Genomic DNA, 20,397 nt, shown 5'->3' on the forward strand with positions numbered 1-20,397 from the left:
CAACCATACATCATGAAAAACCGCTGTGTTCGCCTGTAATCGAGGCAAGCACAGCGGTTTTCTCTTACATAACGGGGATTACCAAATGCTCACACGGTCCTTGGGCGCGAGCCACATGGCGTCGCCTTCGGTCACGCCAAAGGCATCGTAGAAGAGGTCCACGTTGCTGGCGATGCCGTTGGTGCGGAATTCGGCCGGAGAATGCGGGTCGATCTGCAGGTACTGTTCGGCCAGCTCGTCGCGGTTCTTGGTGCGCCAGATGGAGGCGTAGCTCAGGAAGAAGCGCTGCAGGCCGGTGAATCCGTCCATTTCGGGGGCGGTATCGAGCAGTGCCTTGATGGCGGCGGGGGAGCCGTCTTCTTCGGCGTCGGACTTACCTGCCGCCTTGCCAAGCGCGAACGCATACGCCTTGATCGCGATGTTCACGCCGCCCAAATCGCCGATGTTCTCGCCGATGGTCAGCGCGCCGTTCACGTGCGGCGCCTTATCAGGCTCGTCAGCGTACTTCTCGACCAGCTGCAGCGGCACAAAGCTGTTGTACTGGGCGATCAATGCGCTGGTACGGGCCTCGAAGTTCTTGCGATCCTCGTCGGTCCACCAGTTGTTGAGCTTGCCGTCGCCGTCGTACTGCGAACCCTGATCGTCGAAGCCATGGCCGATCTCGTGGCCGATCACTGCGCCGATGCCGCCGTAGTTCGCCGCATCCTCGGCCTTCGGGTCGAAGAACGGGGGCTGCAGAATCGCGGCCGGGAACACGATGACGTTCATGCTTGGCTCGTAGTAGGCGTTCACCGTCTGCGGATTCATCAGCCATTCGTCCTTGTCGACCGACTTGCCGACCTTGGCCAGCTGATAGCCGGTCTCGTACAGGTTCGCGGCCTTGGCGTTCTCGGCGGGTAGCGCATCCGCGGAGACACTCAGTGCCGAATAATCGCGCCAGTGGTTGGTGTAGCCGATCTTCGGCGTGAACTTGGAGATCTTCTCCAGAGCCTTGGCTTTGGTATCCTCGCCCAGCCAATCGGAATTGGTGATGGACACGCGGTAGGCGTCAATCAGATTGGCGACCAGCTCTTCCATGCGGCGCTTCGAGCTTTCGGGGAAGTGCAGGCGCACGTATTCGCGGCCCACATCTTCACCACAAACGCCGTTGACCAGGCTCACCGCGCGCTTCCAACGATCGCGCTGCTTCTTGGCACCGGAGAGCACCTTGCCGTAGAAGTCAAAGTTGGTGGTGTCGAAGTCGCGAGACAGGGAGGAGGCGAAGCCCAGAATCATGTGAACACGGGCCCACAGCTTAAGGTCGGCCAGATCAGCCTCGGCCCAGAACGCATCAAGACCAGTGAGGAAGCTCGGCTCGTGCACAATGATGCGCGCGAACACAGACTTGAAATCGATCGGCTGAGCCTTGGCGGCCGCGGTGGAGTCGTAGAAGGTCTGCCAGGCGTCGATCCAGGAATCAAGGTCGAAGTGCTTCAGCGTGGCGGCCAAATCGGCGTAATCGGTGGGGTTGTAGGTCTTCACCGAATCGCGCGTGGCCACATTGTCCCAATGGTTGGCGGCGATTTTCGTTTCCACGCCAAGGAAGTGGCGGGCCATATCAAGCGCGGCTTCGCTGGGAACCGTGGCGGGAGCGTTGCTCTCGTCATCGCCGGTGTTGGCCGGCAGTTCATCGCCACCGTTGGACTCGGCGGCGGGTGCGTATCCGGCGTTCACCAGCTGGGTGGCGACCATCGCCACGTACGCTTCGCGCACGGGAGCGTAGTGATCCTCGCGATAGTAGGCTTCATCCGGCAGGCAAAGGCCGGCCTGCTCAAGGTGGGCGATATTGCGGTCCGGGTCGCCGGGATCGCCGTAAACGGCCAAGCCGAACAGGTCGGGGCCGCCGGCTGGGTTGATGGTGCCGAGCACGCGCGTGAGAGCGGCCTTGTCGATGGCGGAATCGATGAGGTCAAGCTCGTCGCGGATCGGGTCAAGACCGGCGGCCTCGATGGCGTCGGTGTTCAGGAACGAATGGTACAGAGCCTGCGACTTGGTGGCCGGGCAGTCGTCGGCGTCGAGGATGTCGCGCACCTGGTTTTCGGCGTCTTCGGCGAGCTTGTCAAAGGAGCCGTAGCGCGAACGATCGTCGGGCAGTCGGTAGGTGTCGATCCATGGGCCATTCACGTAGCGGAACAGGTCGTTGGTCGGCTTGATGACGGAGGAGAACGATGCCGGGTCGATGCCCGACGTCAGCGTTTCGGTTTCGTTGGTCATGGCCCTAAGCCTAATCGCGGCGGGGGAGAAGCGCTGGTGATGCAGATATTGCGTTATGGGCATTGCGCTATCAGTGAACTAGATGGATTGCCTAACTGTGGTGATGGTTCAAATTAGGTAACTTGCCTAACATGGTATGTGGAACCTGAGTATGGACCTTGAGTTAAGGAGCTACGATGAGCAATTCAAACGAGGGCCAGTGGAATGACCAGACGGGCCAGCCCAACCAGAGCCAGCCGAGCCAGCCGAATCCGGCGGGCCAACCGGGCCAACCGCAGTATGGCGCGTATGACAGCAATCATGGCGGCCAATATCCTCCGCAAGGTGCGCCGGGAGCGCAAGACACTCAGAATCAGCAGGCGCAGAACGGCCAGCCACAAGGCGGACCGAACCAGAACCCGTACTACGGCCCGTACGCCTACAATCCAAACTATGGCCCGAACGGCCAGCCAGCATGGGGTCCGGACGATCGGCGGTATCAGGCGGACGGCCAATCGAATAGCCAAGCGGACGGGCAGCCGAATGGTCCATGGGGCGATCAAAGTCAACCCGGCTGGCAGCAGACCAACTGGTATGCCGGCAATTTCAGTCCATTCCACCTGATCGAGGAATGGCTGCCGGAAAAGGCCAAGACCAAGATTCGCATCATTTACGGCGTGGTGGGCGTGGCTGCTATCGCCTTGGGCGCTGCGCTGTTGTTGGTGCCGAACAAGACGCTGGCTTTGGCCGCATTGTTGCTCGGCGTGTATTTCGTGATTTCCGGCGTGGTGCGCATCGTCAGCGCTCTCGTGGAGCCGGGTCTGCCGGGCGGCTGGCGTGTGCTGGACGTGTTCGTCGGCATTCTGCTGACCTTCGGAGGCGTCGTAGTCGTACGAAACTACGGTATGACCGGTCAGACCTTGGCATTACTCATCACCCTGATGGTCGGTTTCGGTTGGATTATGGAAGGCGTGATGGCTCTAGTCGAATCATGGCGCATCCCGCGCTCCGGCTGGGCCATCGCCTATGCCATCATCTCGATTATCGCCGGCTTCGTGGTGCTGATGAGCCCGCTGAGCTCCGCCGTATTCATGATTATCTTCGGCGGATGTGCCATGGTGGTGATGGGGATTACTTCAGTGATTCGCGCGTTCACTTTTGGCAAGCGCAGGAAGTGATGCTTAAGTAATCGATGCAAGGCGCCCGTGCAGGTTGTGAACCTGCCGGGCGCTTTCTTATGGCCGCCGCCGTTGGTGATCGCTGGCGGTTGACCCCGGGCTGGGCTAGAGTTGAGAACAAGTCTCAACAAGGTAGAAAGAACCTCATGATCGAATTGAAGACCCCTCGTGAAATCGAGGAAATGAAGCCGGCCGGCCGTTTCGTCGGCGGCATTCTGAAGGAACTGCAGGAGACCACCAAGGTGGGCACCAATCTGCTCGAAATCGACGAGTTCGTCCACAAGAAGATCGTGGACCGCAAGGGTGCCGAATCCTGCTATGTTGACTACGCTCCTGACTTCGGCACCGGCCCGTTCGCCCACTACATCTGCACCTCCGTCAACGACGCCGTGCTGCACGGTGTGCCGTACGATTACAGCCTGAAGGACGGCGACCTCGTCTCCCTCGATCTCGCCATCTCCGTGGACGGCTGGGTGGCCGATTCCGCCGTCAGCTTCGTGGTCGGCAAAGACCCGGACCCCGAAGACCTGCGCATCATCAAGTGCACTGAGGAAGCGCTCGCCGCCGCCATCGACGTGGCCAAGCCCGGCAACCGTCTCGGCGACATCTCCAACACCATCGGCGACGTCGCGCGCGAATACGGCTACCCGATCAACCTCGAGTTCGGCGGTCACGGCGTGGGCCACATCATGCACGGCGACCCGCACGTGCCGAACGACGGCCGCGCCCACCACGGCTACAAGCTGCGCGAAGGCCTGGTCATCGCCATCGAACCATGGTTCCTCAAGACCACCGACGAGATCTTCCAGGATCCGAAGGACGGCTGGACCCTGCGCGCCTCCGACGGCTCGCGCGGCGCCCACTCCGAGCACACCATCGCCATCACCGAGAACGGCCCGATCATCTTCACCGATCGCACCAACCTCTGATTGGCGTTTGGCGTATGGCGGGTGCCTGATTGGCCTGTGATGGGCGATCGGCATCTCATCAACCGTCTATATGTTTGCGGTTTTCCCGCGAATTCGAGACGTAACAAGCCGAAGTGCGTTTGCTTTGATAGCATGAGCGCACTTCGGCTTTCGTGTATCGACCGGCATTCGCCAGCGGTAACACAGAAGACATAGAGTACCGAAACACTAGTGTTCGCGAGCGCGTGAACGTTAATGTTTGGGGTAAGTGGTTCATGAAGAGGAAGGTGCGCGAATGGCAACGGCACAACTTGATGTCGATTCGAACAAGTTCAACCTGCCCGTGGTGAAGGCTAGTGTGGGGCCGGATGGCATCGTCGTTTCCAAGCTGCGTAATGACGGCTGGGTAACGCTCGACCCCGGATTCCTCACCACTGCACAGTGCGAATCGAAAATTACCTACATCGACGGCAAGCATTCGATTCTGCGCTACCGTGGCTACCCCATCGAGCAGTTGTGCGAGAACTCCGATTTTCTGGAAGTGGCGTGGTTGCTGCGCCATGGCGAGCTGCCGAGCAGGGCTGAGTATGAGCAGTTCTGCGCGGACATCAATCACAAGACGATGGTTGGCGAAGACTTCCGTACCTTCATGGGTTCGTTCCCGCGCTCCGCTCATCCGATGAGCGTGCTTGCCTCCGCCATCAATGCGCTGGCCACATTCTACCCGGACACCACCGATATCTCCGACACCGACCAGCTCGATGAGGCCGCCAAGATCATCATGGCCAAGGCCCGCACGATTGTGTCGTACATCTTCCGCCGTCGTCGCGATGAGCCGATGCTGTACCCCGATTACGCGCGTGGCTATGTGGACGACTTCCTGCGCATGTGCTTCGCTGTGCCGTACGAGCCGTTCGAATCTGACCCGTTGTATGTGCATGCTTTGGGTCGTTTGTTGATTATTCATGCCGATCATGAGCAGAACTGCTCGACCTCGGTGGTGCGTATCGCCGGTTCCGCCCACGCTAACCTGTATTCGGCGGTGGCCGCTGGTGTCAATGCCCTGTCCGGACCGTTGCACGGTGGCGCGAATGAGGCCGTACTACGCCAATTGAAGGCGATTCGTGATTCCGGCAAGTCTGTGGCCGAGTTCGTGCGTGATGCCAAGGAGGATGGCCAGAAGATCTCCGGCCTTGGCCACCGCGTATACAAGTCGTATGATCCGCGTGCGGCGATTGCCAAGAAGTATCTGGAAAAGATCATGGAGCGCGAAGATACGCAGAAGCTGCCGTCTGACGAGCGCGCGCTGTTCGCTGTGGCCACCGAGCTTGAAGATATTGCGTTGAACGACGAGTATTTCGTATCGCGCAACCTGTATCCGAACGTCGACTTCTACACGGGCTTGATTTATCGGGCGATCGGCTTCGATCCGGCCATGTTCACCACGCTGTTCGCACTGGGCCGCATTCCCGGTTGGATTGCGCAGTACCGTGAGATGCTGGCCGACCCGAATACCAAGATCGGCCGCCCACGCCAGGTCTACACCGGTCCGGTCGAGCGCGATTTCGTGCCGATGGACGAGCGCTAAATGCTCTGCGTGGTCCGGTGATGCCGGTTTGTTCGATATGTGGGAGCTGATTGCTCGCTACATGATAATTTGCGTAAGAAATATTGATTCACCCGAGGGTTTGCCCCGCTGAGATTGTGTTAGCGAAGCAAACCCTCGAGTTTGTTGTGACTATGCCGCACTGAGAGGGCTTTAGCGGGGTGGTTTGTTGACTTAGTCGCGGTTTTGCTTCGCTGATATCGTCTTATCGGTGCAAAACCCAGGGTTGCTGGTGGGTTTGCCCCGCTGAGAACATGTCAGCGGGGCAAACCCTCGGTTAGTAAGAGAAAACGCCTCACTGGAATACCAAATGAGGCGTTTACATAACCGCTAGGCACCCAATATGGGCTGACTGCTTAGTTCTTATGCAGCTTTTCGTTGAGCTCGATGCCCACCTTGCGGTAGCGGGCTTCGATGCGGCCGTTCACCGAGTTGCGGATAAACAGAATGTTGTCTTTGCCGGAGAGCTCAGCACCCTTGACCACTTCCAGCGGTTCGCCAGCGGCGGCCTTGGCCTTGTCCCAGATGGTGATCTTGGTGCCGGCGGTGATGTACAGACCGGCTTCGACGGTGCAGTTATCGCCGAGGGAGATGCCGATACCGGCGTTGGCGCCGAGCAGCGAGTGCTCGCCGATGGAGTTGCGCAGCTTGCCGCCACCGGAGAGGGTGCCCATGATGGAGGCGCCGCCGCCGATATCGGAACCGTCGCCCACGACCACACCTTGCGAAACGCGGCCTTCGACCATGGAGACGCCGAGCGTGCCGGCATTGAAGTTCACGAATCCGGCGTGCATCACGGTGGTGCCGGAAGACAAGTAAGCGCCGAGGCGCACGCGGTCGGCGTCGCCGATACGCACGCCGGTGGGCACTACGTAATCGATCATGCGCGGGAACTTATCCACACCGAGCACGTTGACGGTGGTGGCAGGAGCTGCGGCAGGCAGTCCGGCCTGGGAGGCGAAAGCGAGAGCGGCTTCGGTGGAGGCGCGTTCGACGTCGGCCTTGCGCAGCGTGAAGTCTTCAACGGCGAAGGGGCCGTAGTTGGTCCACACCACATTGGCGAGTTGGGTGAAGATGCCGTCGAGGTTCAGCGTGTTCGGCTTGGCCATGCGCATGCTCATCAGATGGAGTTTCAGGTAAGCGTCCGCGGCGTTGCTGATCGGCTCGTCCAACTGGCTGACGACGAATACCGGCACGCGGCGGATGCCACGGGCGTCGGCTTCATCGTGAGCCAGAGTGCCGAAATTGTGGTTTGGACGATCGGCCTCGGCCGGTGCCTCACCGAGATTCAGTTCGGGGTACCAGACGTCCAGGGTGGTGCCGGCGGCGTCTACGCTGGCCAGACCCCATCCCCATGCGGTACGCTCTTCGCTCATAGTTGCTCCTTACATATCGTTGCGTTTGCATTGCATGTGCATCGCGGCATGTGATGGTTCCACCTTAGCGTCAAGTACGGCTAGGCGGGGGCCATAGTTCGTGGAATGGCTTGAAATCGAGTTGTTCGGTAAAAAATTACCGAACGTGATTGGCGATGGGATGATAGGTTCTCCGGTGAAATTCGCTGGTGAACAACTCGGCAAGGAGGTGTGCGATGTGATGTTGCATCATTCGGGAGCATAGGCTGTGGCCATGCGACGCCCGGCATCATAGAGTTTGCGCTTGAGCGAATCGGGCTCAAGAATCACTACGCGGCCATCCCAGGAATACTGCAATGCCCACCAGAACACAGCGCGTTCGGGAGCATCGACGATGACTTCGAACTGTGTGCCGTCCGCCGAATGTTTGATCTGAGGGTCGTCGAACCATTCGAACACGTTGTTGAGCATGGATTCGTCTCGTACGGCCATGCGGATGCGAATCGGGGCATCGGCTACGGGATACGGGCGGTGACGCATGAAGTTCACTGCATCAAAATCAGCCGGCGCTGGTTTTTCCAGTGGCACTGTGCCGTTCCTGCCTTTGGCGCTGACGTTGGCGATTCGGTTGACCACGAAAATGCGGAGGTTATCCTCGCCATGCAGGTGGCAGATGAGGTAATACCGTCCGTTCTTGTACACCATCTGATAAGGGTCGGCGATGTAGGTGATTCGACCTGCACCCGTACGGCTTTTATGTGGTATCAGGGTGCCATCCGGGCCGTAATCACGGTATTGGAAGGTTACGCCGTGGCCTTCTTCAATGGCCTGATTCAGTTGGTCGATGGTGGATAGGAACTCGCCGTTGATATGCGTGTAGGTGGCCACGTGATCAAGGTAACCTACTGCTTGCCCAGCGGCACCTGCGAGTTCGCGGATTTTACCGATGAGATCGTCCATGGTGTCGAGGCTGATGCGAGACAAAGTGAGGCTGTCGAGCAGCAGTCGCATTTCGGCGGTGGATAGGAATGCGTCAAGATACCAGCCGGGTTGTGGATTCTTGCATTCGATGCCGGCAAGGTCGCTTTCGGTGAGATGCCCGATATGCCTGCCGAGAAATTCCGTGGCGGTAAGCTTCTTGAGCTGATTTCGTATGGTTTTCTCGGTCGGCAGCTCGCTTGGATCTTCCAGCTGGTGTTTACGGGCAAGTTCATCGAGTATTTGCCGCACGGTCAGGCCATGTCCAAAGTAGCTGTGACGCCACAGCACCTCGAAGATTTCGAGGGTGGTGTTCCCTGCATAGGATTTGCGTTGCGCCGGCTTGTCTGCATCCATGCATTAAGGCTACCGCGCGCTTCGTCTAGGATGGAAGTGTTGGGCTGAAATGCATTCGCTGGAAAGGAGGCTCGCCCATGAGTAAAGGGTATGGTGTATTTGGCCATGTTCCCGATAATGCGGATGACGATGACCTCCTGCCTTATGAGGATGATGATTCCGGCGTTTCCTGGGGCCATGCGTTGCGCCGTCGCAATCCTTGGAAAAGGGGAGGCGACGAAGGTGCCGATTACGACGATGATCGGTATGGCGCAGATGGCACAGATGACACTAATGAGGACAGGAGTCTCTTTGCCGGCAAGAGCAGCGGTATAGGCGGTATCTCTGGCGAGGCAGATGGAATGCTTGGTGGCGCAGGCGCTGCCGGCAGTAGAGCCGTAACGTTTGGCGGAACGGACAGTTTGTCCGCCGCCGATGCGGTTATGCCCTATCGTTTCAGGCAAGGACGTTCCGTATGGTTCGAAGATGAGGACGAAGGCCATTTCGCCGGGGCTGCGAAGCGTGCCGAAGCCCATGCCGTCCCTATCCTTGCGTTACGCAACGATGTGGAATCGTCATCGTCGAATGCCGTGCTCGCTCGTGCCCGTAGCATTGCGCGCAAAGCGGCCACCATGGTTATCAATCCGGTATACAGCGAAAATCATCGAACCGGGTATGCCGAGCTTGACGGCATTCTACGTGGCACCACCAGCCCATCGAGTAAGTATCGTACCAGCGTGCAATTCGACCTCGACACGGGAGAAGCCGTCGGTGGCAAGTGCTCATGCCCGGCTTACGGCCGTGGCTATGGCATGTGCAAGCACATGATTGCGCTCGCCTTCATATTCTGCGATGATCCGCAGCGTTTTGAAGGGTACCGTGCCGGGGCTGTGAGGCCGTCTCGGACGCTGATTGACTATATGGAGCACGTCGATAGGCAAGATGCTCAAGCCAAAGCGCGTCGCCGCAATGCGCTCATGCGCCGATTCGATACTGCAAAAGGACGAAATGGCGCAGGTGGACGACATACGAATAGCGGGTATGGCTCTCGTGCCGGCACCCGCGGCGGCGGGTATCAGGGCGATAGCGAGACTGTGGGCTTGGGACAGGTGCAGCTTGTTCCGATATTGAGTTTCATCGATGGCGTGTGGAGCGTGGAGTTCAAGATCGGATCGACTTCCAATGGGTCCAGCTATGTACTGAAATCGATTCCGCAGTTTGTGCTTACCATGGCGAACGGCGACTATGCGGATTATGGGCAGAAGCTTGCCTTTACCCATACGCCGGATATGTTCGACGATGATTCGCGCCCACTGCTGGGCTTCCTTGACGACGCGATGGCCGTGCGTCGTGCGGCCGAGCAGCAGGACCGGTATTACGGGCATATCGCCATCGACCGTCACCTGACACTTTCAGCACCGGAAGTGGCCCGGTTGCTGTCCGTACGTGAGGGCAGAGGCGTACAGCTCGTGTTGAACACATGGTTCTCCGGGCAGCCTGCATCGGTGCCGGTTGATGGTGGCGAGCCAGATTTTCTCATGCGCATTGCGCGGCGTGATTTCAATACGTATGGTCCGGATGCCGGGTACCTGCTTACCGGAGTGCCAGCGGTGGAAACCGTGATTGACGGCGGCAAGAATGTATGGCTGTTGCTCGCCTCCACTAATCCGGCCGGTGCGGTATCCGCCATGATGGCGGGCTCTCAGCGTAAAAGCGCAGCGGGATGCCGATTCGTCCGTTGCCCGAAACGATTGATTCCGTTGCGAGGACTATTGGGAGACCTGTTTGAACCCGATGGCGAGGGGCAGGTCATTGCCGGTGATGACATCGCCCTGTTCGCACGCACGCTATTGCCTCAGCTGGTTGGTGCCGGACTGTTGGAGGCCAGTGAGATTCCTCGCGAGCTGGCTGAATTAAGTCCTACGGAATGCAGCCTCCAGTTTTATCTGGATCGTGATGAGCATGGTGTGCAATGCGAGGTCAAGGCACACTACGGCGATGCCATTGTCCCGTTGCTACCCGATGGCCCGACGGTGCATGCTAGGGATGAGCGTTCCATCCCCTTGTCTCGGGGCGTGATTGGGCGTGATTTCGACGCTGAGCATCTTGCGATTGATGTAGTGCGTGAATTCTTTACCATGCCTGACCAGCGCAAGCGCGTTGCGGCCGCCACTCATCAGACGGTGAATGGGTTCCGAACGTCGGCCGCGCGAAAGACCGCCAAACAATTCGTGTCTGATGCGGCCACTATCGATCGCGATGACACCACGCAGATTGTTCGTCTTTTTGACGAGGGATTGCCCGCACTGAAGGAAGTAGGGGAGGTCTTCACCACACTGGCTTTTGACCGGCTGATCGCGCCCAAGCCGCCAAGCGTCAAAGTCGGATTGTCCATCAAAGGCAATTTGGTGGAGATATCACCCCTCGCTGATGAAGTACCGCCGGACGAAGTGGGTGCCTTGCTGTCTTCGTATCGTCGGCGTCAACGATTCCATCAGTTGAAGGACGGCACGCTGGTCAAACTCAGCGGCGCGAATCTCAGCACGTTGGACCGATTGGCCAGCGACCTTGATCTGAGCGAGCAGCAGCTCAACTCCGGGCTGATCGAGTTGCCGGGCGGTCGAGCATTCCTACTGGATGGTGAGCTGCCGGATGACGGCTCCGATGTAGTCAAGGACGCTTCGTTCACCGAATACATCGACGATCTCAAGATCATCGACCCTAAGTCGTATGAAGTGCCGGATAGTCTCAAGCATATTCTGCGCCCTTATCAGGTCGAAGGCTTCCAATGGCTGAACACGTTGTGCGACAAGGGTTTTGGCGGCATTTTGGCCGACGAGATGGGTTTGGGCAAATCCGTGCAGCTTATCGCCCTGTTGCTGTCGCGATACCACAACGAATCTAGTGGCATGCCGACCGCTCAAGGTGTGGATGCCGGCAATGCTGGTAATAGTGAATCAGCCGTAACCGGTCATATTACTTTCGATTCCGAAGATGGCGGGCCGCATCCATCATTGATCGTGTGCCCGGCGTCCTTGGTGTACAACTGGGGCGCCGAATTCGCCAAGTTCGCCCCGAGCTTCAATGCCGTGGTGGTGGCCGGCGCCAAAGCCGAGCGCCGCACCGCCATCGGCCGTGCGTTCCGGGCGGATGAACCCACCGTGCTCATCACCTCATACGACCTGCTGCGCCGGGATGTCGATGATTACACCGCCAATGAGCAACGTTTCAATGTCATGGCATTGGATGAAGCCCAGTACATCAAGAATCACACCACGAAAATAGCCAAAGCGGTCAAGGCCGTGGCCGCCGACCATCGTTTCGCCTTGACCGGCACGCCGATCGAGAACCGACTCTCCGAACTGTGGAGCATCTTCGACTTCCTGATGCCGGGACTATTGGGCTCATACAAGCGATTCCATGAGCGCTACGAGTTGCCCATCTCCAACGCCCGGGCCGCGGATGGCAGTACGGCCGAAGGTCGGGCCGCCGCACAGGTCAATCCTGAGGCTGCTCGGGTGTCTCGCCAATTGCAGTCGTTGGTGGGCGTGTTCATCAAGCGCAGGTTGAAGTCTCAGGTGCTGACCGATTTGCCGGACAAGTTGGAGACCACGCTGACCGTGCAGCTTGCCGGCGAACAGCGCAAACTGTATGCGGCTCACGAGCAGCGGCTCAGAATGCAGCTCGAACACAGCGAAGAAGCCGATTTCAAAACGTCGAAGATTCGAATCCTCGCCGAGCTGACCAAGTTGCGCCAGATCTGCTGCGATCCAAGGCTGCTGTACGCCGATGCCAAGGATCAGTCAGCCAAGCTCGCCGCCATCACCGAACTGGTGGAAACCTGCGTGAATGAAGGCAAGAAGGCACTGATCTTCTCTCAGTTCACCAGCTTCCTTGATCTGATCGCCGAACGCTTCGACGCGCAAGGCCTGCGCTACTACACCATCACCGGATCCACGCCTAAAAAGAAGCGTCTCGAACTCGTCGACCAGTTCAATGCGGACGATACGCCTGCCTTCCTGATTTCCCTGAAGGCCGGCAACACCGGACTGAACCTGACCGGTGCCAGCGTGGTCATCCACGCCGATCCATGGTGGAACGCCGCCGCACAGGATCAGGCCACCGACCGAGCACATCGTATCGGTCAGATCGAAGACGTCAACGTGTATCAGGTGGTGGCCAAGGACACCATCGAAGAACGTATCTTGGAGCTTCAGCATACTAAGAGCGAGCTCGCCCGCCAGTTCACCGATGCTTCCTTGCTTGCCGACGAAGCCGGCACCGGTGCCAGCGCCCTCACCGAAGCTCCCGCCTCCATCGCCACCCTCACCAAGGACGATCTCCTCAATCTGCTGGGATGAGAAGATCCTGCTCGGTGCTCTTGAGCTTGGGAGGCGGAAACAGTCTGGGCTTTGTGGACCCGTTCGCTAAGCCGAGACCGGAGTCGATAGCGGTGTGGCATGGTGCGTGCGTGGGGAGCGTGATTCAGTTGTTGGCTGAGGCGATTCGGACGCTGTCGTTTTGTGCTTTGTTTTGCCGTTGACCAATTGAAATGCTCGTTGGTAGGAGACCCCCAATAAAGCTCCGATTTGTCGATACGTGAGTCCCTCGTTGCGTAGGGCCCGTGCGGCGAGTCGGGATTCGGCAGCCGCTTGTGCGTTGGCTTTTTTTGCTATTTCGCGCTGCCGGAACATTTCTGTTACGTGTTGTTTGGCTTGTTTCGGCAACACAAACGTCACCTTGAGCTCCGGATTGTCGTCGTCGTTCATGACAGTGATGAGATCTTTAGCCATTGGCTCGATATCGTCAAGTCCTTTGGCCTGGGTCGACCGTTCGATAGCTGGTACCTGAACGTACCAATATCGGCCATCGGGTTGCACAAGCACGTCATAGTTGCTCATTGCCACCACCCCTTTCCGAGTTTCTGCTCGCTCTCGTTGATGATATCCAGCGTGGTTCGTTCTGAGACTTCATTATGGCGGGGGATGGGTATCCTCAACCCGTCCAGGCAGTAAACCTCATGTCTGCTGCCTTGCCGTAACAAATAGAAATCGAGCCCTCGCTGCTTTGCCGGTTGCCGAAGTTTCTTGATGATGAGTTTTCTTCGTGTCATCATAACTCTCAATCTCGCACTAGACAAAATGCGTATGCCGAATTGCCGGGTGGGAGTTGTGGGTAAACGTAGAGATGTTCATTGGTCCTTCTTTCTGTTGTCTGACGCGTCGTTGCGTGCAGGTGCATCTGACGGTATGGGATGAGGTTTCTGATTGGCAAGCTGAACGGGGGTATGTGGTTCTAGCTTCCGAGTTATCCACATTGATAAAGTGCTTTTTTAAAGTGACTTTCCCGTGTTGGTCGTGGATGCTGCGAGCAAGGCAAGAACGGTCGATCACGTCGCGATGTGTGTGGGTGAATGGTGAAAGTGATTTTCGATATTTTTATATTGATATTCGATATATTATGATGGTGACATACGGGGCAGTGCAGGTTCATCCATTGATATTGGATTAAGGAGCATAGCCATGAACGCTGGTATCGCATTCATCTCTCGCAAATCTCGCAAAGCAGACGTCGCTTGGCGCTATGCCATTGCACTTGGTCGGTGGCGGGGGAGTCGGCGTTATGTTCGACGTCAGTGCGGTCATTGGCAGATGGCGCAACCGCCACGAACACAGGGGTCTGATCGTTGGCCAGAATCGCCTTCAATGCCTCGTCCGTGTATTTCTTGACATCGCCTTTGAACAGATCCGGTCGGCCGGCATGATGCACTTCGAGCACCTGCCGCAGCAGTTCGTCGATTTGGGGAATATCGGCCGCCGTGGCCCTACGAATCATCATGTCATCCATTTGATTCAGTCTAATCGTGCAGTCTCGACCGGCGGATGATCATTGCCCGCGATAAGAGACACGGACGGGCAAGATGGGTGATTGTTCGTTCAGGCTTTCATCCTCGCCGCAACGTCACGGTAGTCTGGAGTGCGTGAATCGCAAGAAACAGCCGGTGGAGAAGTACGAGCGGGGCACCCGTTCGTACACGATGTCGCATATTCGTGGCAAAGACACCAAAATCGAGGTGCTGGTACGCAGCTATCTGTTTCGCAAGGGTTTGCGATTCCGCAAGAACGACAAGCGTTACCCCGGCCACCCGGATGTAGTACTGCCGAAATACCACACCATCGTGTTCATCAACGGCTGTTTCTGGCACATGCATGAAGGATGTTCCAAACATTCGATGCCGAAATCGAATGTGGAATTCTGGCAGACGAAGCTACTGCGCAATCACAATCGAGACATCGCGCAGCGGGCTGAACTGGAGGCCGCCGGCTGGCGTGTAATTACCGTATGGGAGTGCGAATTAACGAAAGCCGTGCGCGACGAACGCCTCGCACGGCTGTATGAGCAGATTGTTGAAGGAGATGCAGATTCAGCGGAATAATTTCAGCTCCCCTCTGGAGGGGAGCTGAAATCAGACCTCAAACGGGAACTTCAGGCCCCAACGGTCGCGAATCGCATCCATCAGCTCCATGATGCGGATGGTGTCGGCGTGCGGCATCGCCTCGCATTCGATCTTGCCATCCAGCAGCGCGTTGGCTGCATCGGCCACCTCATACTCATAACCGGTCAACTGCGACGGCACCGCAACACTGCGCACGGGCTTGTGATCGTTGTTGTAGATATCGATGGACTCGGGATTGTTGATATTGGTGACCACCAAATACCCTTCGGTGCCCCACACGTAGCCGCCGCGATCGGAGGAAACCAGCATCGAACTGGTGGACACGGCCATCGTGCCATCATCGTAATACAACGTGGTGGAATTCTGTGCATCCACACCGGTTTCGGCGGCCATCATCGACGTATCGAAATGATCCAGCGTGCGGCCATGGTCGGCACCGATCGCCATATCCAGGAAGTTCAGCGGATACACGCCCACATCGAGCAGCGCGCCACCGGCACAGGCCGGATCGGTCATACGTGCCTTGCCGGACACCGGATAGCACAGGTTGGCGCTCGCCGCTTTCACCTCGCCGATCTCGCCGGACTCGATAACTTCGTTGATGAGCTTGCGGCTGGGCATGTAGCGCGTCCAGATGGCCTCCGTGCACAGCATGCCGGTTTCCTCGGCCACGGCCAGCGCCTCACGTGCCTGTCCGGCGTTCGCGGTGAACGACTTCTCCACCAGCACGTTCTTGCCGGCTTTCATACACAGGATCGCCTGTTCGGCGTGCAGACTGTGCGGGGTGGCGATATACACCAGATCCACATCCGGGTCCGCCACCAACTCCTCATACGATCCATAAGCCTTGTCAAAATGCCATTGGTCGGCAAAAGCCTGCGCGCGCGTAATATCACGGGCCGCCACCGCATACGGGTGAATCCATGAGGAATACAGTGAATCTTCAGCCATCTGGGTCAGGGTATCGGCCATGGTGTGAGCTATGCGGCCCGCACCCAGAATCGCGACGTTGATCTTTTCGCCGCTGGCCTCGAACTCGGCGCGTTTGCCATTGAATCGACTCATTATTCCTCCTTGAATACGGGTTGGTGCACTCAATCGACCTACAGTGATTATAGAAGAAGAGACCTTGTCCCGTGAGGCGGATAGAACCGAAATATGGAAAACGAAGCAGCGCAGCAGCCCCAATCTCCGGCCGCGTCTCCAGTCATGTCCCGCCGTGCGCGTGAGGCCAATCCCTTCCGTGCCATGGTATTCGGCGAACAAGCAGACAAGATGATCGCCCAAGGTATCAGCGTCATCAAATTAAGCCTTGGCGAGCCCGATTTCGGCGCGCCGCCCGCCGTACGCGACGCCATGCGCGAACAGTACGACGGCCGGGCCCTGCCGTACACCGCCGCCATGGGCCTACCTGAACTGCGCCAAGCCATCGCCGACTTCTACCATGAACGTCACGACCTTGACATTGACCCCAAGCGCATTTGTGTAACAGCCGGCGGTTCGGCCGCCCTGCTGTTGGCCACCGCGCTGACCGTGGACCCCGGTGACGATGTGATTGTGGCCGACCCCTCCTACCCGTGCAATCGCGAACTCGTGCGCTCCTTTGAAGGCCGGGTCATCGACGTGCCGACCTCGGCCGCCACCCGCTTCCACCTGACCGCCGACCTGTGCAGCCAGTACTGGACGAGCAAGACCAAGGCCGTGATGATCACGTCGCCGTCCAACCCCACCGGCACCACCATCGATTTCACCGTATTGGACGAGGTGTGCAAGCTGGCCGCCAGCCGCGGCGCATGGCGCATCGTGGACGAAACCTACCTCGATTTGGCAGACCGTGAGCCGGACGGCACCGAAGTCAAATCCGTACTGGCCTGCGACCCCGATGCCATCGTATGCAACAGCTTCTCCAAGTTCTTCGGCATGACCGGATGGCGCCTCGGCTGGGCGATTCTGCCGGACGACCCCACCGTGCTGGAAGCGGTTGACGATCTGGCCACCAACTACTACCTGTGCGCCCACACGCCCACGCAACATGCGGCGCTCGCCTGCTTCATGCCGGAAAGCTTGGCGGAATGCGAAGCTCGTCGTCAGGAATTGCTGGCCCGTCGCTGCATTGTGATTGACGGGCTCAAGCGCATCGGTTTGCCGGTTGAAGTCGAGCCGAATGGCGCGTTCTACGCCTACTTCAACATCTCCCGCACTGGTCTGGATGCCTGGACGTTCTGCGAACGTGTGCTGGATGAAGCCCATGTGGCTCTGACTCCTGGCCGCGACTTCGGTGCGGCCACGGCGGATACGCATGTGCGCCTGAGCTATGCCGCCTCACGTGAGGCCCTGACCGAGGGGCTGGAACGTCTCGGAACGTTCGTCGAATCGCTGTGAACCGTGCGGCAGCCGGTGTGATTGTTGTACAGTAGTCGAGTTTGTGTGATGTCCGGCTGGCCTCGCGGTGTTGGTTGCCGGCCGAATGACTCGCCATGGTGGCGCACGGCTGGCTGATTGCGATGGTCGTCCCGTTGTTCGGCCATCACGGGTTAGGTAAGGTCAGGAATAGGGATTATGGTCAATCTGCGTTCGCACACCACGCGACTTGGTGTGCTTGATATCGGTTCGAACACTATCCACATGCTTATCGTCGACGCCGCCCCCGGCGCTCGCCCTGACCCCGAGGCCAGCACCAAATCCACAGTGCGCCTGATGAAGTATTTAAAGGACGACGGCTCAATCAAGAAGTCCGGCATCGAGGCGATTCTGGAAGCCGTGTCCCAGTGCATGCGGTTGGCCGAGGAATACGAAATCACCCAACCGCCACAGTCACCAACAACGCCGCATGATCGGAGCCCTCGACTTTGACCACCTTGCATTGCCCGGCCTTCATGCCCTGATCAAGCACCACGTGGTCAATACCGGCGAACATTGGCACAGTCGCACGGTTCGTGGGCCATGAGAACGTAAACCCATGTCCGGATTCACGTGCGGCATCCACGAACCGGTCGCCAAGAAAATCACGGAATGGTGTGTGATCGTAAGTGGCGTTGAAATCGCCCATGAAAATATACCGTGTATCCGTATGCCCGCGCATCAGACCCAACTCATCCAGCGATCGCTTCCACTGCCGCCAATAGCCCGGTACAGGTGCAGTGGTGTGCACGGATATGAATCGAATCTGCTGGCCACCCATATCCACCGTGCCGCCGGGCATGAATGAGGCGCTGGAATTCACGTCATCGTCGGCCGGATCGGCAAGTGGCGTGGCCGACCAGAGGCCGTTACCGAATACGCCGTCAGACGATGAGACCTGCGCATACGGCAGATAGTGCTCAATACCAGCCTCGTTGAGTTTTTTGACGAAATCCTCGGTGGTCTCCTGCAAAGCAAGCACTTCGACGCGCTGATCGCGGACCAGCTCGACGATGGCTTGCGGATCGGCCTGCCCCTTGTACACATTGAAGGTCATGACGCGCGCATAGGCGTCGCTGGTGTTGGGGGAGGCTACGGCCACGGCGTTCTGCGCGGCTTGGGAAAGCGGATCGGCTGAGTAGAAGAACGGATACTGCCAATAGCCATTGCATGCGATTGTGGCAGCGGCGATCAATGCGGCAAGGATACGTCGCGACACGATGGCCAACAGTAGGGCGATCAAACCAAGCAACATGAACCAGGGCGTTGCCGATACCACAATCGGCACAAACGGCAGTTCCTGCAAATCGGCAGGTAGCGCGCGGGCGGCAGTACCGGCAAGGGCAAGAAGGGCGAATATCGCGGCAAGAAAACCAAGCAGATGGTGCCGTTTACGTGGCCTTACTGCGGACTTGGATACTGGGCGCGCCGTGGCTTTGGCAGAGCGTGGCTTGGAAGTAGCGCGGGCTCGTACGCTTGCGCCTGTGGTCGTGCTCCGTGCCTTTGCCATACTGCCCTTTCTTTTGGCTCGCCTGTCGTTACCTTGCTTTTCGTGCGATTTGCCACTGTACCGTGTGCGGCTTGTCTTTCGGTGTCTTTTCGCCATGCGCAAGAGCAGTTCGCACCAAACCGGCACGAAAACCGGCCATGCCTTGGTGCCGGGTTCTGTCAGGTGGCTTGCATAGACTGCCATGCGGCTTACGCAGGCTGCCACGCGAACATGATGCGACTGGGCGTGCGGCCGTGTACAATGAAACGTCGTTGCCCGAGTAGCTCAGTGGATAGAGCACCGCTCTCCTAAAGCGGGTGTCGTCGGTTCGAATCCGATCTCGGGCACTTGTCTTTGGAAGTGTGGCGGTACCTCAATCTCTATCTATCGGTGATGAGGCGCAACGTATAGGTGCACCATCATCCCGTCATGCGAAACTGCGCGAAGCCATGCGAGAGTTCACGGTTATCGTAGAGGCCCATGAGACGTGCTCGACGATACCGAAATGGTGGCCAATGTGCATTGGGTGTTGGTAGATCCGGCATATCACGGGCAGCATATCGGCAGCCATCTCGTGGAACTGGTCAAGGCTAAGTATCGCGACTATTTCTTACTGGAAGTCATGCCTGAGGAAAGCAAAAACGCGCCGTTCTACCAGAAGCATGGCTTCCATCTGATGGACGATGGCCGCGCCATGCAAATTGTCAATCGCGGCTGACAGGCTGGCAGTGCGGGCGGGAGCGAAAGTGACGGAGTGCGTCAATTAGGGGAGCAACGTACGTAGTCATTGACGGTTATCCCGTAGTAATATTCACAATACGACCCCTTGTCCATAAAGTGAAAATAACGGCTGGTGTTCGACGCGTCTGCGCTATGACTAGAAACCATGAGTGAAGATAAGCAGTATGACTTCTATGTGGCCGGTCCGTTCTTCGATCCTGAACAGACGGCAAGTATGGAACGTTTGGAAAAGATACTGGAAGACCATGGCAAGGTACTGTTCAAGCCGCGGTTTGCCAGCCAGATCGAAGAAGCAGGGCCTGAAGGATGCTTTGCGGACGATATCCGTGGCATTAATGCTGCTAAGGCCGTGGTCGCCAATCTTATGGACGAGGACCCAGGCACGATGTTCGAAATCGGATATGCGCATGCGCTGGGAATCCCGGTGTACGGCTATTTCGAGAACCTTACGCCAATGGATCGTGTCAATCTGATGATTGCGCAATCGGTCGAACTGGTTTTCGCCGGTCCTGATGATGTGGCGAAATACTTGGAAACCGGCGAACATACGGAAGTCGATTACATTCAGTTCTAAACAGCTCTAACAGGTTCTCTGCAAGCAGGGTTGGCGGCGTTCTCGTACATTGTCATGTACGAGAACGCCGCAGTGGTATAGGGATATTCCAACAAGCGGCATAATGGAGTCGTGGGAAAACTAGACGGATTGCCGGGGCCATT

General features: G+C 57.9%; 13 protein-coding genes, 1 tRNA gene and 3 pseudogenes. 10 read left to right on the forward strand and 7 right to left on the reverse strand.

Annotation, left to right across the window (positions count from 1 at the left end):
* Positions 1 to 78: 78 nt before the first annotated feature.
* Positions 79 to 2,253 carry a M13 family metallopeptidase gene (locus tag MMB48_RS03210; protein WP_032744744.1) on the reverse strand — a complete coding sequence of 725 codons (2,175 nt, stop codon included), beginning with the start codon at positions 2,251 to 2,253 and terminating at the stop codon, positions 79 to 81.
* A gap of 176 nt (positions 2,254 to 2,429) precedes the next feature.
* Between MMB48_RS03210 and MMB48_RS03215 the strand changes: the two genes are divergently transcribed.
* The 3 genes from MMB48_RS03215 (at position 2,430) to MMB48_RS03225 (ending at position 5,906) form a co-directional block, all read left to right on the forward strand.
* Positions 2,430 to 3,410: a DUF308 domain-containing protein gene (locus MMB48_RS03215; RefSeq protein WP_032744743.1), complete on the forward strand. Its 981-nt coding sequence runs from the start codon at positions 2,430 to 2,432 to the stop codon at positions 3,408 to 3,410.
* 146 nt (positions 3,411 to 3,556) lie between these two features.
* Complete coding sequence (gene map / locus MMB48_RS03220) at positions 3,557 to 4,339, forward strand: type I methionyl aminopeptidase (RefSeq protein ID WP_032744741.1); 783 nt, start codon at positions 3,557 to 3,559, stop codon at positions 4,337 to 4,339.
* Between the two features lie 274 nt (positions 4,340 to 4,613).
* On the forward strand, positions 4,614 to 5,906 hold the full coding sequence (locus MMB48_RS03225; RefSeq protein WP_032744740.1) for a citrate synthase: 1,293 nt from the start codon (positions 4,614 to 4,616) through the stop codon (positions 5,904 to 5,906).
* Between the two features lie 374 nt (positions 5,907 to 6,280).
* Here MMB48_RS03225 and dapD read toward each other — a convergent pair whose 3' ends face one another.
* Together dapD and MMB48_RS03235 are read right to left on the reverse strand one after the other, a co-directional pair.
* Positions 6,281 to 7,300: a 2,3,4,5-tetrahydropyridine-2,6-dicarboxylate N-succinyltransferase gene (gene dapD / locus MMB48_RS03230; protein ID WP_012576997.1), complete on the reverse strand. Its 1,020-nt coding sequence runs from the start codon at positions 7,298 to 7,300 to the stop codon at positions 6,281 to 6,283.
* Between the two features lie 228 nt (positions 7,301 to 7,528).
* The gene (locus MMB48_RS03235) at positions 7,529 to 8,614 is read right to left on the reverse strand and encodes a WYL domain-containing protein (RefSeq protein ID WP_032744739.1); all 1,086 of its coding nucleotides are present in this window, start codon (positions 8,612 to 8,614) and stop codon (positions 7,529 to 7,531) included.
* Positions 8,615 to 8,691: 77 nt separating this feature from the next.
* Here MMB48_RS03235 and MMB48_RS03240 point away from each other — a divergent pair, with 77 nt between their 5' ends.
* Positions 8,692 to 12,954 (forward strand): DEAD/DEAH box helicase, encoded by a 4,263-nt coding sequence (locus MMB48_RS03240; protein ID WP_032744738.1) that lies wholly within the window; start codon positions 8,692 to 8,694, stop codon positions 12,952 to 12,954.
* A 66-nt stretch (positions 12,955 to 13,020) separates the two neighbouring features.
* Here MMB48_RS03240 and MMB48_RS03245 read toward each other — a convergent pair whose 3' ends face one another.
* Both MMB48_RS03245 and MMB48_RS03250 read right to left on the reverse strand, forming a co-directional pair.
* Positions 13,021 to 13,494 (reverse strand): hypothetical protein, encoded by a 474-nt coding sequence (locus MMB48_RS03245; RefSeq protein ID WP_013141194.1) that lies wholly within the window; start codon positions 13,492 to 13,494, stop codon positions 13,021 to 13,023.
* Positions 13,495 to 14,185: 691 nt separating this feature from the next.
* Positions 14,186 to 14,440 (reverse strand): annotated as a pseudogene (locus MMB48_RS03250) (hypothetical protein); the annotation flags it as partial.
* 133 nt (positions 14,441 to 14,573) lie between these two features.
* On the opposite strand from MMB48_RS03250, the gene MMB48_RS03255 reads away from it, so the two are divergent.
* Positions 14,574 to 15,029, forward strand: a complete 456-nt coding sequence (locus MMB48_RS03255; protein WP_029679301.1) for a very short patch repair endonuclease — start codon at positions 14,574 to 14,576, stop codon at positions 15,027 to 15,029.
* A 30-nt stretch (positions 15,030 to 15,059) separates the two neighbouring features.
* Here MMB48_RS03255 and MMB48_RS03260 read toward each other — a convergent pair whose 3' ends face one another.
* On the reverse strand, positions 15,060 to 16,115 hold the full coding sequence (locus tag MMB48_RS03260) for a Gfo/Idh/MocA family protein (protein ID WP_032744736.1): 1,056 nt from the start codon (positions 16,113 to 16,115) through the stop codon (positions 15,060 to 15,062).
* Between the two features lie 93 nt (positions 16,116 to 16,208).
* Here MMB48_RS03260 and MMB48_RS03265 point away from each other — a divergent pair, with 93 nt between their 5' ends.
* Entirely contained in the window at positions 16,209 to 17,432 is a 1,224-nt protein-coding gene (locus MMB48_RS03265; RefSeq protein ID WP_050496289.1) for an aminotransferase class I/II-fold pyridoxal phosphate-dependent enzyme, read from the forward strand.
* A gap of 177 nt (positions 17,433 to 17,609) precedes the next feature.
* Positions 17,610 to 17,855 (forward strand): annotated as a pseudogene (locus MMB48_RS03270) (Ppx/GppA family phosphatase); the annotation flags it as partial.
* Here the strand turns inward: MMB48_RS03270 and MMB48_RS03275 are convergent.
* Positions 17,848 to 18,960, reverse strand: coding sequence for an endonuclease/exonuclease/phosphatase family protein (locus MMB48_RS03275; RefSeq protein ID WP_032744735.1), 1,113 nt, complete (start codon positions 18,958 to 18,960; stop codon positions 17,848 to 17,850). The pseudogene MMB48_RS03270 and the gene MMB48_RS03275 sit on opposite strands and share 8 nt — an antisense overlap.
* Before the next feature lie 253 nt (positions 18,961 to 19,213).
* Here MMB48_RS03275 and MMB48_RS03280 point away from each other — a divergent pair.
* The 3 genes and pseudogenes from MMB48_RS03280 to MMB48_RS03290 all read left to right on the forward strand — a co-directional run bounded on the left by MMB48_RS03280 (position 19,214) and on the right by MMB48_RS03290 (position 20,254).
* A tRNA-Arg gene (locus MMB48_RS03280) sits at positions 19,214 to 19,286 on the forward strand.
* A gap of 140 nt (positions 19,287 to 19,426) precedes the next feature.
* A pseudogene (locus tag MMB48_RS03285) lies at positions 19,427 to 19,657 on the forward strand (GNAT family N-acetyltransferase); the annotation flags it as partial.
* 168 nt (positions 19,658 to 19,825) lie between these two features.
* Complete coding sequence (locus tag MMB48_RS03290; protein WP_012577006.1) at positions 19,826 to 20,254, forward strand: nucleoside 2-deoxyribosyltransferase; 429 nt, start codon at positions 19,826 to 19,828, stop codon at positions 20,252 to 20,254.
* The last annotated feature ends 143 nt before the right edge of the window (positions 20,255 to 20,397 follow it).

This window comes from Bifidobacterium sp. FKU (assembly GCF_026016385.1).
GTDB classification, from domain to species: domain Bacteria; phylum Actinomycetota; class Actinomycetes; order Actinomycetales; family Bifidobacteriaceae; genus Bifidobacterium; species Bifidobacterium infantis.

Excerpts from the sequence above, each read along its gene's own strand:
- map (WP_032744741.1), top strand. The coding sequence starts at position 3,557 with ATGATCGAATTGAAGACCCCTCGTGAAATCGAGGAAATGAAGCCGGCC.
- MMB48_RS03290 (WP_012577006.1), top strand. The coding sequence starts at position 19,826 with ATGAGTGAAGATAAGCAGTATGACTTCTATGTGGCCGGTCCGTTCTTC.
- MMB48_RS03210 (WP_032744744.1), bottom strand. The coding sequence starts at position 2,253 with ATGACCAACGAAACCGAAACGCTGACGTCGGGCATCGACCCGGCATCG.
- MMB48_RS03225 (WP_032744740.1), top strand. The coding sequence starts at position 4,614 with ATGGCAACGGCACAACTTGATGTCGATTCGAACAAGTTCAACCTGCCC.
- dapD (WP_012576997.1), bottom strand. The coding sequence starts at position 7,300 with ATGAGCGAAGAGCGTACCGCATGGGGATGGGGTCTGGCCAGCGTAGAC.
- MMB48_RS03260 (WP_032744736.1), bottom strand. The coding sequence starts at position 16,115 with ATGAGTCGATTCAATGGCAAACGCGCCGAGTTCGAGGCCAGCGGCGAA.
- MMB48_RS03265 (WP_050496289.1), top strand. The coding sequence starts at position 16,209 with ATGGAAAACGAAGCAGCGCAGCAGCCCCAATCTCCGGCCGCGTCTCCA.
- MMB48_RS03215 (WP_032744743.1), top strand. The coding sequence starts at position 2,430 with ATGAGCAATTCAAACGAGGGCCAGTGGAATGACCAGACGGGCCAGCCC.
- MMB48_RS03235 (WP_032744739.1), bottom strand. The coding sequence starts at position 8,614 with ATGGATGCAGACAAGCCGGCGCAACGCAAATCCTATGCAGGGAACACC.
- MMB48_RS03240 (WP_032744738.1), top strand. The coding sequence starts at position 8,692 with ATGAGTAAAGGGTATGGTGTATTTGGCCATGTTCCCGATAATGCGGAT.
- MMB48_RS03245 (WP_013141194.1), bottom strand. The coding sequence starts at position 13,494 with ATGAGCAACTATGACGTGCTTGTGCAACCCGATGGCCGATATTGGTAC.
- MMB48_RS03275 (WP_032744735.1), bottom strand. The coding sequence starts at position 18,960 with ATGGCAAAGGCACGGAGCACGACCACAGGCGCAAGCGTACGAGCCCGC.